The organism is Achromobacter deleyi (assembly GCF_016127315.1).
Taxonomy (GTDB): domain Bacteria; phylum Pseudomonadota; class Gammaproteobacteria; order Burkholderiales; family Burkholderiaceae_B; genus Achromobacter; species Achromobacter insuavis_A.
In genome coordinates, this window is sequence record NZ_CP065997.1 from 4,797,669 (window position 1) to 4,814,557 (window position 16,889).

10 protein-coding genes are annotated in these 16,889 nt (G+C 70.4%); 5 read left to right on the forward strand and 5 right to left on the reverse strand.

Annotated elements, in window-relative coordinates:
* Positions 1–67: 67 nt before the first annotated feature.
* Positions 68–1,459, reverse strand: a complete 1,392-nt coding sequence (locus I6I07_RS21780) for a hypothetical protein (RefSeq protein ID WP_198483675.1) — start codon at positions 1,457–1,459, stop codon at positions 68–70.
* A gap of 70 nt (positions 1,460–1,529) precedes the next feature.
* Positions 1,530–2,381, reverse strand: a complete 852-nt coding sequence (locus I6I07_RS21785) for a M15 family metallopeptidase (RefSeq protein WP_054434048.1) — start codon at positions 2,379–2,381, stop codon at positions 1,530–1,532.
* A 238-nt stretch (positions 2,382–2,619) separates the two neighbouring features.
* Between I6I07_RS21785 and I6I07_RS21790 the strand changes: the two genes are divergently transcribed.
* The 5 genes from I6I07_RS21790 to I6I07_RS21810 are packed head-to-tail and all read left to right on the forward strand — an operon-like array spanning position 2,620 to position 10,506.
* Positions 2,620–3,510, forward strand: coding sequence for a hypothetical protein (locus tag I6I07_RS21790; RefSeq protein ID WP_198483676.1), 891 nt, complete (start codon positions 2,620–2,622; stop codon positions 3,508–3,510).
* 26 nt (positions 3,511–3,536) lie between these two features.
* Complete coding sequence (locus tag I6I07_RS21795) at positions 3,537–6,413, forward strand: type VI secretion system Vgr family protein (protein ID WP_198483677.1); 2,877 nt, start codon at positions 3,537–3,539, stop codon at positions 6,411–6,413.
* Between the two features lie 12 nt (positions 6,414–6,425).
* The gene (locus I6I07_RS21800; RefSeq protein ID WP_198483678.1) at positions 6,426–7,397 is read left to right on the forward strand and encodes a DUF4123 domain-containing protein; all 972 of its coding nucleotides are present in this window, start codon (positions 6,426–6,428) and stop codon (positions 7,395–7,397) included.
* Positions 7,398–7,433: 36 nt separating this feature from the next.
* Positions 7,434–8,213: a hypothetical protein gene (locus I6I07_RS21805; protein ID WP_198483679.1), complete on the forward strand. Its 780-nt coding sequence runs from the start codon at positions 7,434–7,436 to the stop codon at positions 8,211–8,213.
* Positions 8,206–10,506 carry a DUF2235 domain-containing protein gene (locus tag I6I07_RS21810; RefSeq protein ID WP_198483680.1) on the forward strand — a complete coding sequence of 767 codons (2,301 nt, stop codon included), beginning with the start codon at positions 8,206–8,208 and terminating at the stop codon, positions 10,504–10,506. The genes I6I07_RS21805 and I6I07_RS21810 overlap by 8 nt, the downstream gene beginning before the upstream one ends.
* A 61-nt stretch (positions 10,507–10,567) precedes the next feature.
* Here the strand turns inward: I6I07_RS21810 and I6I07_RS21815 are convergent, their stop codons facing one another.
* The 3 genes from I6I07_RS21815 to tssI are packed head-to-tail and all read right to left on the reverse strand — an operon-like array spanning position 10,568 to position 16,866.
* Positions 10,568–10,957, reverse strand: a complete 390-nt coding sequence (locus I6I07_RS21815; protein WP_054489802.1) for a hypothetical protein — start codon at positions 10,955–10,957, stop codon at positions 10,568–10,570.
* A 28-nt stretch (positions 10,958–10,985) separates the two neighbouring features.
* Positions 10,986–11,627 (reverse strand): hypothetical protein, encoded by a 642-nt coding sequence (locus tag I6I07_RS21820; RefSeq protein WP_198483681.1) that lies wholly within the window; start codon positions 11,625–11,627, stop codon positions 10,986–10,988.
* A complete protein-coding gene (gene tssI / locus I6I07_RS21825) occupies positions 11,608–16,866 on the reverse strand; it encodes a type VI secretion system tip protein TssI/VgrG (protein WP_198483682.1) in 5,259 nt (1,752 codons plus the stop codon). The genes I6I07_RS21820 and tssI overlap by 20 nt, the downstream gene beginning before the upstream one ends.
* Positions 16,867–16,889: the final 23 nt, after the last annotated feature.

Below are 16,889 nucleotides of genomic sequence, written 5' to 3' on the forward strand. Positions count from 1 at the left end.
AGGGCGCTGGAAATACCGGAGAAGAAACCTGAAGGGCTACGCATGATTCTGGCTTTTTTTATGGGGGTCAGGCGGAGGGGGAAGGGGACAGCAGGGCGAGCGTGCGCAAGGCGGGGTCCTGGGTCATGACGGCGATCACGGGGGCTTCGGCTTGCGCGCAGGCCTCGCCGGCGACCGCGAGCGTCAGCAGGTGCGCGGCGGCGCCGGTGTAGCCGCAGGCGCCGCCCACGGCCAGGCAATCCTGGTTCGGGTCGAGCGCGGTGAACAGGGTGCTGGCGAGGCCCGCGGTTTCGAGCGGACGGCTGCCACGATGATCGGCGTCGCTGACCAGCGCGCGGATGTCCTCCACGCGCCGCTCCTGCTGTTGCAGGAAGCGGTTGGCCAGCTCGGCCAGCATCGGTTCGCTGGCGGCGCCACGGGTATCGGCGCCGGTCGCACGGTGCGCCATGGGCGACAGGGCCAGCGCGAAGGCGCCGGCCGGCGGCGCGAGCGGGGCGTTGTCGCCGGCCTCGACCAGGGTCAGGTCGAGCAGCAGGCCGGCGGCCGCTTCACCGGGCACGCGTCCCTGCGGATTGGCGCTATCGACCAGCAGGCCGTCCGCGTCCCAGTCCTGCACCACGTGGGTGTCGATATAGGAATCGGCCGACGCCGCGATGCGCAGCGGCGCGCGCGCCGGCGTGGCCGGTTCCAGCGCCAGTTGCCGCAGCAGGCCGTCGCTGGCCAGCGCGTCGCGCGCCTCGTGTTGCCGCAGCGTCAGGCGCGAGGCGGGCCAGGCCGCGCTGAGGCGGGCCTGCGCCAGCGCATGCTCGCGCGCCGCGGGCGGCCATTGGGCCGGCAGCAGCAATTCGACCTGCAGCAGCGGCCAGTCGTCGTCGCGTTCCGGCGTGCCGTGTTCCAGCACGTGGGCGCGGGCGTCGCGCGACAGGCTCTCGACCACTTCGCACAGCAGGGCGGTGGCGCGCAGGCAGTCCTCGGCCTGCGCGGCGGCGGGCGCGGCTTGCGTTGCGGCGGCCTCGCGCAGCATGTCGTTGTCCAGGTGCGCCGCGCGCGCGCTGAAGATGGGAAAGCCGCGGGCGTTCTTGAGGGTGTCGTCCAGGTCGGGCCGCTGCTGTTTCGCCAACGCCTCGTGGATGGCGGCCGCATCGCTGCCGGGCGCGGCGCGCGCGGTGCTCGCCAGCACCACCAGCCGGGTCGCGGCCGGCGGCGCCACGGGCGCCTGTTCGCCCGGCGCGGCGGCAGGCGTCGCCGCGGCCGCGGCGCGGGCCTCGCGGCGGGCGCGCGCGATGCGCAGGCCGGCCCACCCGGCCGCGATCAGCGTCAGCGGCAGCGCGAACAGGTACAGGCCGATGTCCACGCCGGTGGGCAGCGTGCGCGACTCCTGCCACCAGATGATGACGGCCAGCCAGACGACGCCGAAGACCAGGGCCAGCAGCAGGCCGGTTTTGAGAAAGCGGGTCATGAGAGTTCGAAGCGGTGATCGGTTGGTCGGAGGAGCGGCTGGGTCAGGGTAGTCGCGCGAGATGATCGGATCATTGCGCCGCTCCCGCGTCGCGTCGCATGACGCCCGGACGCCGCAGTTCGGTGTGGCCGAAGTCCATCAGCTTCCAGCGGCCGCCCCACGTCAGGCCGACACGCTCGGCGGTCTCGCCGAACAGCTCGTAGCCGCGCATGGCCCAGGGGTCCTTCTCCGAGACCACCACCTTGCCGTCGCGCAGGAACGCGCTGTCGGCGGCCAGGCCGTATTGGTGATAGCTCTGGTAGGCGCCGGCGTTGGTCACGTGCGAACCCTTGCTCGCCAGTTCTTCCTGGCGCTCGGGGCTGCGATAGCCCTCGATCAGCACCATCTCGTAGCCATGCTCTTCACGCATGATGCGATACGCGGCCAGCAGGCGCTGGCGGTAATCGGCGTCCAGCAGGTTCCAGTCGCGGCTCGCGCCGCCCAGGTTCGGGCGCACCAATTCCACTTCGCGCGTGGTGAAGACTTCGGGCGGCAATGGCGGTGGCGGCACCAGTCTTTCGCCGGTCAGCAGAGCCTGGATACGAGGGTCCGGACCGGCCATCCGATCCTCGTAAATAAATGTGTGATTGTGTCGCATGACGAAAGCGAAAAGGGACGGAAGCAACACGACCGCGAGGCCCGCGGCGATCTGCCAGCGGTAGGCGGAAAACGTATTGCCGGCCCGGCCGACGCCCGCGCGCACCACCTGCGCGGAGCCGCCGACCACATCGCCTGCCTGACCCGCGCCGCGCGCCACGCGGCGCCGCATTCCCTGCGCGAACGCACGCACGCTCCGCGCGGTTCCCGCCCGGAAGGACGGGAAGACCAGCAGCGCGGAGACGCCAATCGCGAGCAGAAAATATAGGGGCAGTAGAACTAGCAACGGTATCCCTCAATCACGAAGGCGTAATCTTTTGTTCTATTCGGGATTGAGGCAAGCGCTTGGGCGTTGCAGACGGCGTCGATGCTTTAGGAATCGTAACAACAAGCCGTGATCTAAAAGGTGTCATCAGGTATTCTCGGACACCTTGGTTAAAGGGGCTTCGTGCGCCCCTGCCGACACGGGACCTCGCATGGCAGAAGACGAAAAAAGATCGCGACCACCGCCCTCTATTCCCAGCTTGCTAGCCGGACGCTCATCCTCCGCGGATGAGCAGCAGTCGTCGCGCATTCTCGCCACGCTCGAGGGCCGCGTGCCCGAGGCCGAGGCCAAGCACCTGCCGCCCAGGCAACGTTCGAAAACGCCGCTGCTGGTGCTGCTGGCGCTGTTCCTGGGATGTGTCGGCGCGGGGCTGTGGGCGGTCTATGACACGGCGGAATTGCCGGTCGTCGTGGCGCGCATGGAGCCGGATGCACGGCCCGCGGGCAACACGGCCGCCGCGGGCGCCGCCACTGCCGCGGGCGCGGCTCCGGCCAACGCGCAGGGCAATGCGGCCGCGGTCGCGCAGGCTCGCATGCCGGCGGGCGCGGAGGCGCCGCCGTCCAGCGCGGCCGCCATCATCGACGATCATCCCTTGGCGCAATTGACGCAGTCCGCCGACCAGGGCGAACCCGCCAATCCGCTGGCGGCGCTGGCGGTCACGGCCGCCGCGCCCAAGCCCGACGCCGCGCCGCGGGCCGCGCAGCCGAAGGCGCCCGGTCCGACCACGCAGCGCGCCGAGCGTTCACGCGAAGCCACCGTGGTGGCCGCGGCAACGCCTGGCGCGCCGGCATCGACGTCGAAGACCGCGCCGGCGCGCGGCAAGGCGACACCACGCAATGACAGCGACGCGGCCTTGCTGGCGACGCTGATGGCCTACGGCCTGCCGCCGGCATCGCCGCCTGGCACCAAGGTCTACAAGACCGACGGTATCTTCGTGCGCGAGTTGCCGGGATCGTCGCTCGCCACCCGCCTCGGGGAGTGCCGCAAGCTCGGCTTTCTCGAAAGCGAACAATGCCGCCTGCGCGTCTGCGCCGGCCACTGGGGCACGGCCCCCGAATGTCCCAATGCGCAATCCCACGTTGAACCGTGACCGCGCCTGAGCAAGGTTTTTCCCCGATGGATCCGACCGCAACCGCCGGCCTGTTCAATGCCGATGCCCGACTCTACCGTTTGCAAGGCGAGGGCGCGCTTGCGTCCTTGCAGGTGGAGGGCTGGATCGCGCGCGAGGCGCTTTCCGGCGTGGGCCAGTTGCGCGTGGTGGCGCTGTCGGATGATGCCGGCCTGTCGCTGCAGGACATGATCTCGCGCCCGCTCACGTTGTGGACCACGCGCGCCGATGGCAGCCGCGCGGCGCGCAGCGGCGTGATCCGCGAGGCCGAGCTGCTGTCGGGCGACGCCGGCCTGGCGCGCTACCGGCTGACCGTGGCGCCGTGGCTGTGGCTGGCCACGCAGCGGCGCGCCAGCCGCGTGTTCGAAGGCAAGGCCGTGCTGGACATCGTGCGCCACGTGCTCGATGGCTATGAAGGCTATGTCTACCGGTTGGCGGCCGACGTCGAACCGGCCTTGGCGGGCCTGAAGCCGCGCCCCTACACCACGCAATACCGCGAGACCGACTACGACTTCCTGGCGCGCCTGCTGGCCGAGGCCGGCCTGGGCTGGACCGTGCTGGAAGACGAAAGCGTGCCCGCGCGCCATGTGGTGCAGCTGTTCGCGGACAGCCGCAACCTGGCCGAGGACGCCGAGTCCGCTGGCGGCGGCATCCGCTTCCAGCGCGCCGCCGCGACCGAATCGCGCGACACCGTGCAGGCGCTGGTGCGCCAGCGCCGCCGCACGCCGGACAGCATCACCGTGCTGGGCTGGCACGACAGCGGCAAGCGCGCCGTGGCCGCGCAGGCGCCGGTCAACGCGGCCAGCGGACAGGACGATGCGGCCGGGTTGGACTGGTACGAGATTGCCGGCCATGGCGGCTTTGTCGACGAGGCCCAGGCCCGCCGCCAGGCGGAACTGGCGCGCGAGGCCGTGCGCGCCCGCGCCGAGACCTTCGCGGGCCGTGGGGTGGTGCGCACGTTCCGCTCGGGCACGCGCTTCACGCTGCAGGACCTGTCGTCGCTGGGCCCTTCGGGCGAGTCCGGCTTCGAACCGGAGTTCGCGCTGGATCGCGTCGAGCACGTGGGCATCAACAACCTGCCGCCCGAAACGCGGGCCTCGCTGGCGCAGCGGCTGGGCGGACTGGACCGGCACCTGGCGCTGGATGGCGACGCCTTGGCCGAACCGGGCGCGCAACCGCATGACGACACCGCCTTGTGCGCCGACGCGGCCGTGCTGGCCAAGGCGCGCGAGGTCGGCTACGCCAACCGCTTCGAGGCGGTGCGCTGCGACCGGCCCTGGCGGCCCGCGCTGGCGCGACAGCGCGGCGCGCGCCTGACGGGGGCGCCGTCGGTGCACGGCGTGCACACCGCGGTCGTCACCGACGCCGAGGGCGGCACGCAACCGAAAGAGCATGACGAGATCCTGCGCAACAAGCGCGGCGACGTGCGCATCCGCTTCCACTGGCAGGCCGGCGGCGCCGAGGGCGAGGCCGCCAGCCGCTGGGTGCGGGTGGCGCAGCGCCAGTCGGGCGCGGGCATGGGCATCAGCTTCGTGCCGCGCATCGGCCAGGAGGTGCTGGTGCGCTTCCTGGACGACGACATTGACCAACCCATCGTGGTGGGCGCGCTGTACAACGGCCGCGGCGAAGGCGGCACGCCCGCCACGCCGGGCGGACGCCAGGGCGCCAAGGCCGACACGCAGGTCTATGCCGCCGCGCGCGACAACGCGCCCAGCGCCCAGGCCAACCTGGCCTCGGGCAACGCGCCGGCCTGGCACGGCGCGGCCGGCGGCGACGAGAACCACCGCAACGCGGCCGCGTTGAGCGGCTTCAAGAGCAAGGAGCTCGGCGGCGCGGGCTACAACCAGATCGTGTTCGACGACACCGACGGCCAACTGCGCATGCAGGTCAAGAGCAGCCAGCAGGCCAGCGAGCTGAACCTGGGCCACCTGATCCACCAGGCCGGCAACTACCGCGGCGGCCTGCGCGGCCTGGGCGCGGAGCTGCGCACCGATGGCTATGGCGCGGTGCGCGGCGGCGCGGGGGTGCTGCTGAGCACCTATACCGCCAGCGGCGGTAATGCCAGCGCCATCGGCGATGCGGCCGGGGTGCAGGCGCTGGCCAGCCAGACCGAGCAGATGGCGCGTTCGCTCGATGGCGTGGTGGGCGCGCACCAGGGGCCGCGGCTGGCGACGGTGCAGGGCACGCGCGGTCCGGGCGCCAGCGCGCTCGATGGCGACAAGGCGCCGCTGGCGGCGATGCACCGGGCGGTCTCGGGCACGGTGGCGGGCGCGAGCGTGGATGGCGCGCTCGGCGACGCCTCGGCCAAGCATACCGATGCGGCGCAAGGCAAGGTGGCGCATCCCACCGATCCGGTGGTGCTGATGGCGGCGCGCGCCGGGCTGGCGCAGGTCGCCGGCCAGCACCTGCAGTACACGGCCGGCGAGGCGGTGCACTGGTCCTCGGGCAAGGACCAGAACCTGGCGGTGATGGGCGCGCTGCGCCTGCACACGGGCCAGGGGCTGGGGATCGTGGCGGGGCTGCAGCAGGGCGGGGCGGGGGCTGGACTGGACCTGATCTCGGCCAAGGGCAACGTCGACATTCAGGCGCAGCACGACATCCTGCGGGTGCAGGCGCAGCAGGACATCACGATCGGCAGCGCCAACACGGCGGTGGAGTACGCCGCGCCCAAGCGCATCCGCATCGCCACGGCGGCCGGCGCGAGCATCGTGCTCGAGGGCGGCAACATCACCGTGACCGCGCCGGGGCGCATCGACGTCAAGACCGGCAACAAGCAGTTCGCCGGGCCGGATCGGCTGCCTTACGCCTTCCCGCAATTCACCGTCTGCAAACAATGCGTGCTGGATGCGCAGGATGGCGTGCAGTCGATCACCGACAAAGCTTGAGGCGACAGTGGCATGATGGAGTGGGAAGCACGTCTGAACGACACGCTGGCGCAGGCCGCCGCATTGGCCGACGCCGCCGGAGTCTCGCTGTACACCTACCTGCTGGTGGACTTTCGCGGGCGTGCCGAGCTGGCGGGGCCCGTCAAGGCCAGCGCCGATCTCAGCCATGGGTCGATCTGGGTCGGCACCGAGCTCGCGGTCTACGAAGACATCGCGCCGCTGCTGATCGAGGTCGACGATCTGACCCGCTTCGAGTTGTGGCGCGGCCCCGACGAGCCGCGCAGCTCCGAAGTGCTGCGCCTGCTCCGCCGGCTGCACCAGATCGACGGCGGCGCCTACGCGGTGACGCAAGTGGTGTCGCCGTTGCCGCTGGCTGAACTCATGGCGCACTTCGCCGGCTACGGCGAATATGGCCTGCCGGACGGCCGCGAGTACTACCTGCATTTCTACGACAGCCGCATTCTCGACCGAGCATTCCAGGTCTGGACGCCACCCGAGCGCGAGCGCTTCCTGGCGCCGCTGAACCTGCTGCGTTACCCGCGCCGCGATGGCGCCATGGCGCAGTGGACGGGGCCGGGCGTCCGCGTGGAGGCCGCCGACATGCCGCGGCAGCAGCCCTTCACGCTGGCGCAGCATCAGAAGCTGCTGGAGCTGGACTACCCCGACAAGCTGGCGGTGCAGATCCGCCGCATCTACCTGGGGGTATTGGGCGGCGGGGTGCGGCAGGACGACCTGTATGCGCGCGTGCTCGAGCAGATGGCGCGGGCCCGGGTCCATGGCGTCGAGAGCGAGCGCGACATGCTGGACTACGTGGCGTGGGGCATCACCATCTCCCCGCGCTTTGATGAACACGAGGCGATCGCGCCCGCGCTGCGCGCCTTCCAGGGCGAGGGTCTGTCGCAGGCGCTGGCGCAGGTGCCCGATGCGGTGTGGGATGCGCTGCTGCGGGCGGAACAGGAACGGAACGAGGAGGTCGAGGCATGACGGGGCAGGCGGGCGCGGTACGGATAGGAGCTGTCGATGCGTAAGGGGTTGCTGGTCCTGATGATGTGGCTGGGATTGCTGGCGGGCTGCAACGGCGAGCCCAGCTATCAAGGCCTTTCCTTCGTCGCGTACAACTACACGCCCTGGGACCTGGACCGGATCCAGATCACCGATGCGCAGGGCAGCGCCGCCACCACGGGCGCCATCGGCGCGGGCGGCGGCGAGGGCTCTGTGACGTGCTGCTACAGCCTGAAGGGCACCGACTTCAAGGTCGAATGGCGCGGCGCGGATGGCGAGAAGGTCCGCGAGCACATGTTCGACGGCAAGCTGGACGAGGTGATGTTCAACAAGGAAACCCTGGTGCATTTCCCCGCCACCGAGGTGCCGCCGGGCGATGGGCCGCTGTACCTGGAATTGCACATCTATCCCGATGAGCACATGGAGCTGGCCCTGAGCCGCAAGTTGCTGGGGCAGGTCCGCCTGCCGATCGTCGAGGTCACGCGCTGGCTCTACGCGCAGCATCGCGACGCCCTGGGCGACTATCGCAGCAGCGCAGAAGTCCGCCGGGTGGTGGCCAGGGTCACCAAGACCGCGTGGACCAGGTACCGGATCGAGGACAGCCAGGACCTGCAGCAGTACATGTTCCTGTACTTCACGGTGGCATCGAACTTCGATACCGATCCGGACATCGCCGCGCTGCTGGCTAGGCCAGGCCGCCAGCCGGGCGACTTCGCCAAGGCCGTCCAGCAGCTGCCAGCCGACAAGATCGCGCACCTGAAGGCCACGGGCGCCAAGCCGGGAGACAAGAATGGCTGACAACCTGCCGCCGGTCGATCGCACCCCCGCCTCGGTGCTCAAGAAAATGGCCGAGAGCGAGGCCGCCTATCCCAGGCAGGATTGCCAGGAATGCGGCGCCGTGATCCGGATCGGCTTCTTCTTTGACGGCTTCGGTCGCAGCCGTGACGTGGACAGCAAGCATCCCACGTTCTATTCCAACGTCAGCCGCCTGTGGGAAGCGCACTACGCCCATGACGACGAAGACCGGCCCGTCAACCAGTACTGGTTCCGTTTCTACTATTCCGGCCTTGGCACGGAATTGAACGAGGACGCCAAGAACGACGATCTGATCTACGGCGCGACGGCCGCGGGCAAGAAGATCCTCGGCGAGGCCGCCAAGAATGCCCAGAGCGCGGCCAAGAACATCACCCGTGTCGACGAGATTCCGGAAACCGACGCCCTCAAGCGTCTGCGCGGCGCCACGCAGAAGATGATCAAGGAGGGTTCGTTCCAGCCCATGGTCAAGGCGTACAAGGACGTCGTGAAGGACGTCAAGACGCTGCCCGACAAGGTGGTGCGCATCTGGAACGCGTGGGACCCCGAACGCCTGGTGAACCGGGCCAAAGGGACCGTGCGGGGTTTCTGGTCGGGCTTCAAGAAGAACCCGCTCAAGGTCGCCTGGACCGCGGGCAAGGAGGTCGCCAAGACCACGGTGATGGAGGGCGTGCCCGTCATCCGCGACAACGAGACCGTGGCCTACCTCATGGGCACGGGCGTCGACGTGCGCGTGGATGCCGCGCTGCGGCAGTTGCGGGCCACGCACGAGGCCGTCAGCGCCGAGATGAACAACGTGCGCCGGATCGAGATCTCGGTGTTCGGCGGCGACCGTGGCGGCGTGATGGCGCGCCAGTTCATCAACGATGTGGTCAAGAAGTATCGCCGCCGCCATGACAAGGACCTGGTGTTCCCGGGCCAGAAGGGCGCGCGCGAGGCCGAGATCCGCATCCGTTTCCTGGGCCTGCTGGATTCGGTGTCGTCGATCATGGACGAGAGCACCTTTCTTGGCTTCCTGCCGTTCACCGACCTGCTCAAGCAGACGCACAAGGACCGGACGCTGACGGTGCCGGGCGCGGTGGAAAAGTGCGTGCACTTCGCCGCGGCCCAGGAATTGCGCGCCAACCAGCGTGTCGACAGCCTGGAAAAGACCCGTGGCGAGCAGTATCTCTATCCCGGATCGAGCGGCGACGTCACCGGCGTCAGCCCCGAGGGGTCGCTGGGATCGCGCGGCGAGCTGTCGCGGGTTCCGCTGCGCGACATGCTGAACCTGGGCCTGAGCCATGGCGTCGGCTTCTACAGCATGGAGCAGCTGTTCGACAAGCGGCCGCTGACCTATGCCAAGTTCAGCATGGGCATTCCCATCAAGGATGGCGCCCAGAGCTACCGGATCACCGAACTGGTCGAGGCCTATCGGAGCGTGGTGAAGTACGAGCCGGGCATCGACTTCATGCCGCATATGGAGGTGTTCCTGCGCTGGCTCGCCGTGCGCTACCAGGACCCGGTCTTCAAGAGCGATCTTTCCGATCCGGCCGAGAAGTGGATCCAGGACCGCGACTTTTTCACGCCCGAGCAGGCCTACAACGAGGAACTGCGACGCGTCTCGATGCTGCCGCGCGAGGAGCGCAACAAGCCGGAGAACACCGCGCGCCTGAAAGAGCTGGAAGCGCTCAAGAACGAACGCCGGGACCGCGCCGAGGCCAGCCGCGGCGAATTGCCGCCGCAACGCTTCAAGCCGCTGTGGCAGCGCCTGGAAGAGGAATACCGGGCGCTCGAGGACGCCGAGCGCCAGGACGCGGAGCGGGAGCGCCACAAGGAGGAATTCCGCCGGCGCAATCCCAACGTCGTGCGCACCATGGAACAGATGGACCAGGACCAGCTCAACATGCAGAACATGCGCAACGAGCTCATCACGCGCGGCGGTGGCACCTTGACCGAGGACGACAAGCCCAAGGACCCGTTCGCCGACATGAAGGCCAGGCGCGCGACGCAGCAGCGCCTGCTGAGCATCTGGCGCGAGGCCAGCGCGGGCAAGAATCCGCTGCCGCCCAAGGTCATGGCGCTGTTCGACTTCCTGGTGCATGACGCCATGCTGAGCAGTTGGCCGGATCACCTGCTGGCCAGCACCTCGTTGTACTTCCGCACGCGCGACAAGGACATTTTCGGCAAGACCGATTTCAAGGCCGAAGAGAGCAAGATGAAGGCCGATACCGCTTCCGCGGCGCGCGTTGACCAGATGCGCGCCAACCTGGATGGGTTGGCGCCGGCGCGGCCATGACCGTTGCGAGCGCTTGAAAGCCCGAGGCTTGCCGCCGGGCGACAGGCGCGGCTGACGCGGTTCACGGCGCGGGTGGCGCCTTTTTCCGCCGCAGCCGTCCCAGCAGCCCTTGCCACAGCCGGTTCTTGATCCTGCCGCCATGGATCCACGACAGCACCATCAGCACCAGCATGGCCACCACGTAATACTCCGTGGCCCAGGGCGGCACCGGATTCAGCTCATGAATCCGGTCGAGGATCGGGTGAAGCGGCAGGACTTCGCTGGCGGCCAGCAGGCTGAACGCCAGGGCCAGCAGCGGTCCGGTGAAATGCGGGCGTTCGCCGTGGGTCGCATCGTCGGCCCAGTACCCCCAGTAGATGAATCGCAGTACCTGGATCGCCACCACGAGCACGGCGACGCCGACCACCAGCGCCATGGCGCCAACGATCAGGAGGGCTTCGATCGGGAACATGGCTGGGCGGTGCGAGGGCTGCGCCGGCTTAACGCGCCGCCTGCACCTCGATGGTGACGGTGTTCGAGCGCACGCCGTTGGATTCGATATACACCTCGTACTTCGCCGGCTCCTTGGGTAATCCCACCTGCGCCGCCAGGTCGGTGCTGAACTGCGTGCCGACGCTGATGCCCGGGCTGATCGGGATGCCCTTGGGCGGGCGTGAGCCCGGGATCTCGTCGACCTCGACGCCGGCGCGGGGCGGGCGGCGCTTGTATTCGTAGGCCACGCCTTCGTAGACCGCCCGGGTCTGGGTGTCGACCGCGACGAAGCGCGGCAGCTTCTGGTCCTGCGAGACCGGGATGATGCCCTGCGCGCAGACCGGGATCACCAGCGCGCCCGTGGCCTGCGGCCGCACCCGCGCGGGCGCGGCGATGTTCAGTTGATCGTCGCTGCCGTGGTTGGGCGGGATGCAGGCATGATCCAGCACGGTGCCGATGGGCGCGGTGGCGAAGGCGGGCGGGTCGATCCAGTCGGTGGTCATGGAAGCGGTCTGGGTAGCGGGTTGAGAGGGAGCGCGCGGACCGCCCACGGTCCGCGCCGACGCGGGCAGGGCGGCCAGCGCGGCCGCGAGCAGCAGGGCCAGGGCCGGCGCCGCGTGGCGCCGGCGGTCAGAACGTGGGCCAGCCACCGGACATATCCACTTTGCGCACGGCCTTGGCGCAATGGACGCAGAAGCGGATGCTCATGCAGTCGGCGCCGAACATGACGCAGGCGCCCGTGTCGGCGTCGCTGAAAGTGTTGGCCGCCAGGCCCTGGTGGCAGTGGTTGCCCCACTTGGAATAGAAGAACGGCCCCTTGTCGAGCTTGGACGAGTCCATGTCGGCTTCGTCCGGATGCGCCTGGACCCATTCCGGGCCGCTCGGCGTCATGCCGATCAGGTGGCCGATTTCGTGGACGAAGGTCTCCTGCTGGTAGTCCATCGTCACCGGATCCCAGGGCGACAGCGCGGCCACGCAGAGCAGGTTGGTGTTGTAGAAGGCGATGCCCGCCGCGGCGCTTTCCATGAGCCGCACGCGCAGCACGATCTTGCCAGCCGTCGGCACGGGCAGCAGCCCCTCCAGGCGGACGTTCACGGCATGGCAGGCCTTGGGCTCGGCCGGATCGTAGGGAACCGGCGTGACCCGATCGCGCGGCACCACCGCGCGTCGCACGCCGGCGGCCGGGTCGGTGTACTCGAACAGGCATTCCAGGAACCAGTCCTGGCCCGGGTCGATGTTGTACCAGAGGAAGCTGACGTCGCCGGCGGCATCGGCGAACTGGACCTGCGTGTTGCCCGCGCCCGGACCGGCGGTGGCGCGGATGTAGAAGGGCTGCACCGGCTTCGGCGTGGCGAGCCGGTCCACGTGGCAGGCCACGATGGTGTAGGGCTCGCGCGCGGCGCCTTGCGATTGGGCGTACACCGAGCGCGCCGCGCTGCGCAGGCGCGGATCGTCCGCGCTGTTGTCGTAGATCACATCGTAATTGGCCTGGCCGCGCGTGGTCAGCGGCGGCAGCTGCACCACGTCCACGCCGTGCCGCGCGTACTCGGTGGCGGTCGGCTGGAAGCCGTGCGGGCGTTGCATCGGCTCGGGGCCGGGCAGCATGATTTCCTGGACGTACAGGCGCCTGACCGTTTCCACGACTTCGGTGGAGATGATCTGGTTCTTGTCGTTGACCACCTCGAACAGATAGGTGTTCAGCCCGGCGGCCGGCAGCGTGATGTCGTCGACGATCTTGGTGCCGTCCGCGTCGGTGACGTAGCTGTAGGAACGCTGGTTCGGTTCGCGGTAGAGCGGCTGGCGGCTCAGCTCGCGCGCCGAGTACTGCGCATTGCCGGGCCGCGGGCTGACCTTGACCGTGAAGCGGTGCTGGCCGGCCTTGTCGAAGCGCACGCGGATCTTGGGCTTGTTGGTCTGGCGGTCCAGGCTGGTGAGCGCCTGGCCGTCGTTCCAGCGTTCCTCGGCCTGTGGCAGGTTGACGTATTGCAGCTTGGCGCCGCTGCGCGCCTGGTAGGGCGAGGCCGCCGTGGCGGCCGGCGTGGGCGTGTCGCCCGCCGTGCCGCCGGTGGCGTCGCCGGGCACCCGCGCGGCGCCGGGCAGGCTGATGCCGGCCGCTTCCATCACGCGCCGCGCCAGGCCCGGATAGGGCGAGTTGGCCACCGCCGGGATGTTCATGATGGTTTCCGCGACCTTGGGCAGCGTCACGCTGGAAATGCTGGGCGACTGCAGGATGGCGCCCACCACCGTGGGGATCGCGGAGTTGGTCAGCCCCGGCGTGCTGAGGATGGCGCCGGCCACGGCGGGCAGGTTGCCCTGGGTGACGTCGGGCATCGACAGCAGCGCGTTCACGGTGGAGCCCAACGCCGCGCCGCGGTCGCCCATGACACCCATGGCCTGCGTCATCATCGGGCCGATGGCCGCGCCCACGCCGCCGCCGCCCGCGGCCGCCAGGCCGGAGGCGGCCGACAGCGCCGAAGCGGCCGAGGCGTTGCCCATGGCGCCGGCCGCCTGCGCGGCCATGCCGGTGGCCGACGACGCCATGCCGGCGGTCTGCGCGGCCAGGCCGGGAGAGGCGGCTGCCGCCGCGCCCGAAGCCGTCGCGCCGGCGCCGCCCGCGGCTGCCGATGCGCCCGCGGCGCCACCGGCGCCGGCCGAGGCGCCGGACAGCATGCCGCCGGCCTTGGAGCCCAGCGCGGCGGCTTGCGAGGCCATCGCCGTGGCCTGGTCGGCCATGGCGCCGGCCTGCGACACCGCGCCGGCGGCGTTGGCCAGGCCGGCGGGCAGGGGCACGGCGCTGGCGAGCGCGCTGCCGGCGCCTTGCGTCAGGGACGCGGCGCCATCGCTCACCAGGGATTGCGTGGCGTTGCCGGCCGCCGAAGCGGCGCGCCCCATCAGCGACGGGGTGCCGCCGCTCATCAGCGACGGCGTGACCGCGCCCACCGCGGATTGCGCCATGCCGCCGGCCTTGGCCGCCACGCCCGAGACCAGGCCGGAGCCGGCTTCGGTGACGGCGCCCATGGCCTTGCCGGCCATCGCGCCCAGATCCTGCACCGGCTTGAGCGCGGCGCCGGCCATGGACTTGGCCTTGTCCAGCATGCCTGAGGCGGCCGTCAGGCCGCCCGACAGCGCGCTGGCGCCGCTTGCCAGGGCCGAGCCGATACCGCTCGAGGCGGAGGCATCGGCGGCGGCCGGCGCGGCGGCGAGGGCGTCGGACGCGCCGGCGGCATTGAGCGCCTTGCCCGAACCATTCAGGGCCTGACGCAGCGCGTTGGGCCGGTGCACCAGTTCGGCCGTCACCAGCATCGGGTCGCCGACCTGGCTGGACGGCAGCGCGGGCAGGGCCGCGGCGTCGCTGGCCGGGCCGATGAGGTTGTGCGAGGCGCCCTTGACGGAAAACATGCCGGGGCCCTTGAAGAGGATGTCGCCGCCGTCCATGACGATGCTGCCGCCCGCCGCCTGCAAGGTGATGCGGGTGTTCGCCAGGATCTCGATGCTGTCGGTGGTGGACGTGATCGTGATGTCCTGGCCCGCCAGCATTTCCAGCATGTCGGTGTGCGCGTGGATCGACACCGGCGCGTTGGCGGCGATGGCGCGCAGGCCGCCGTCCTGCACGAACAGGCTGGAGGATCGGCCCGAGGCGCTGGCGAAGGTCTGGCGCGCCGATACGTGGCCGTCGGCCTGGGCGGTCGCGTGCAGGTTTTCGCTGGCGTGCAGGATCGCGCTGGCGGGCGTCGCCAGGTTCAGCGACGAGGGCGCGTCGACCAGCAGCCGGGCGCCGTCGATGCGTTCGACCGGGTCGGTGCCGCTGCGCTCGTTGGCGCTGGCCTTCACCGCCTGCTGGCCGCCGACGCTGCCGGCGTAACGGCCGTCGGCCTTGGGATCCAGCGCCTGGATCAGCGGGTTGAACTGTTCGTTGGCCGCCAGGGCGCGCGCCTCGCTCTGGGTGGCCGCGTTGTCGATGCGCTGCGCCGCATGTTGCGCGCCGCGCAGCAGCGTCAGCGCTTCCTGCGTATCGGCCTGGGTGGATCGGGCGCTTTCGCGGGCGTTGGCCGACAGCAGCATGCCCTGGCCCGATCGCACCACGGTCCAGGCGTCGGAACGCAATTCGAAACCCGTGCCGCGCCATTGGCCGCGCGTCGATTCGTCCGCGCCTTGCTTGACCAGGTAGCCCAGCCCCAACTGGGAGGCGGCGATGGAACTGGACAGGCGCGTGCGCACCTGGCCGGCCGTGTCGTCGAACAACCATTGGCTGTAGCCGCTGCCATCCAGGCCCTGGCTGTGCCAGCCGCTGAGCGTGCCGGGATGGTTGGCGTCGCCGTCGACCCCCGCGGTCCAGGGCGGCAGGTCGGTGTCGTTGTACAGCTGCGCCACGACCACGGGCTGGTCGATGTCGCCGTCCAGGAATTCCACCAGCACTTCGGTGCCCTGGCGCGGCAGGTGATGCGCGCCCCAGTTGGGGCCGGCCTGCGCGCCGCTGACGCGCAGCCAGGTGCCGGAGCGATCGTCGCCCGGCGCGTTGCCGGCGTCGTCGCCATGGCTGCGGTGGCGCAGGCCGCCCGCCAGCGGGCGCTCGCCGCGCTGCCACGGAAACTGGACTTTGACGCGCAGGTCGCGGCCGGTGGTCAGGGCGGCGTCCTCGGCCGTCACGACGACGGCGGTGGCGCCCTCGGGCGCGGTTGGCTTGGCGCGCCAGGCGGGCAGCAGCGGGGCCGCGGCCGGCTGCGCGCTGAACGTGTTGCGGTAGGCGCCGCGCTCCAGGTCGGCCTCGCCCAGCACCTGGGCGGCCTGGCTGCCCAGGTTGTTGGCGGCCTCGTGTTCGACGCGCAGCAGGGTGTAGCGGTTGCCGCCGAGTTCGTCCACGGCATTGCCCGAACCTTCGGCGTAGCGGTCGTGCTGGGTCAGCGCGAAGCGATGGCCCGGCATCATCTGGCGCGCCGTGCCGCCGCCGTCGAACCGCAGCATGCGCGCTTCGAACGCCTGCAGGCTGCGGGCGGCCTGCTGTTCGGCCGAGTCGTCGCCGCCGTGGCGGCCGTGGCCGTCATAGTCATAGTCTTCCAGCGCCGGCACGGCGCCCGCGTCTAGGTCGGAAGCCGCATGGGCGCCGTGGGCCAGCAACGTGCGGTCGTTCCAGGCCAGGCGCGTCACCGCGTTGGGGCGCACGTCGCGGGCCGCGCCAAAACGCGTCACGCTGTCTTCGGATTCGGTCGCGTCGCTGCGGTGAAAGCGCAGCGACGCCGCGGGGTTTTCCGGTTGCGTGGCGCGGGTGTCGAACACCACCAGCCGGTGTTGCGCGCCGCCGCCGCCGGCCTGCTGCCCGCCTTGCTGGTGGTCGAAGCGGAAACTCAATCCCGCCTCGGCCATCAGCCGCGTCACGAAGTCCAGGTCGGTCTCGCGGTACTGGGTGCGCACCGGGCGCGCGGCCTGCGGTTCGGTGATCTCGAAGGCGAACGCGGCCAAGGGGTAGTCCGCGAAAACCTCGGTCAGGATGTCGGTGACCGACTTGTCCTGGAAAACGAAGCTGTCGCGCCGCAGCCGCAGCGTCGCCAGCCAGGGCGCGGCATGCAGGCGGTAGCGCGCCAGCCCGCCGTCGGCGCCGAGCGCATCGACGCCTTCCACCACCGCGTGCCAGTGGCGCTGGCCGCCGTCGGCCAGCAGCAGGCTGACGCTGATCTCCTTGCCCAGCAGCGGCTCGACGTCCAGTTCGGCGGACGAGGCCAGGCAGTCCAGTGTCAGGGCGAACAGCTCGGAGACGCCTTCGCGCAGGCGCATGCGCTCGACCACCAGCGCATCGCCAAGCGGCGTCTGCACCTGCAGCAGGCGGGCGTTCTGGGACAGGGCGGCGACGTTCAGGCTGCTGTAGCCCGCGGGCGGGGGGGAACGATCGATCATGATGCGTGGCGGTGTGCGTGGGC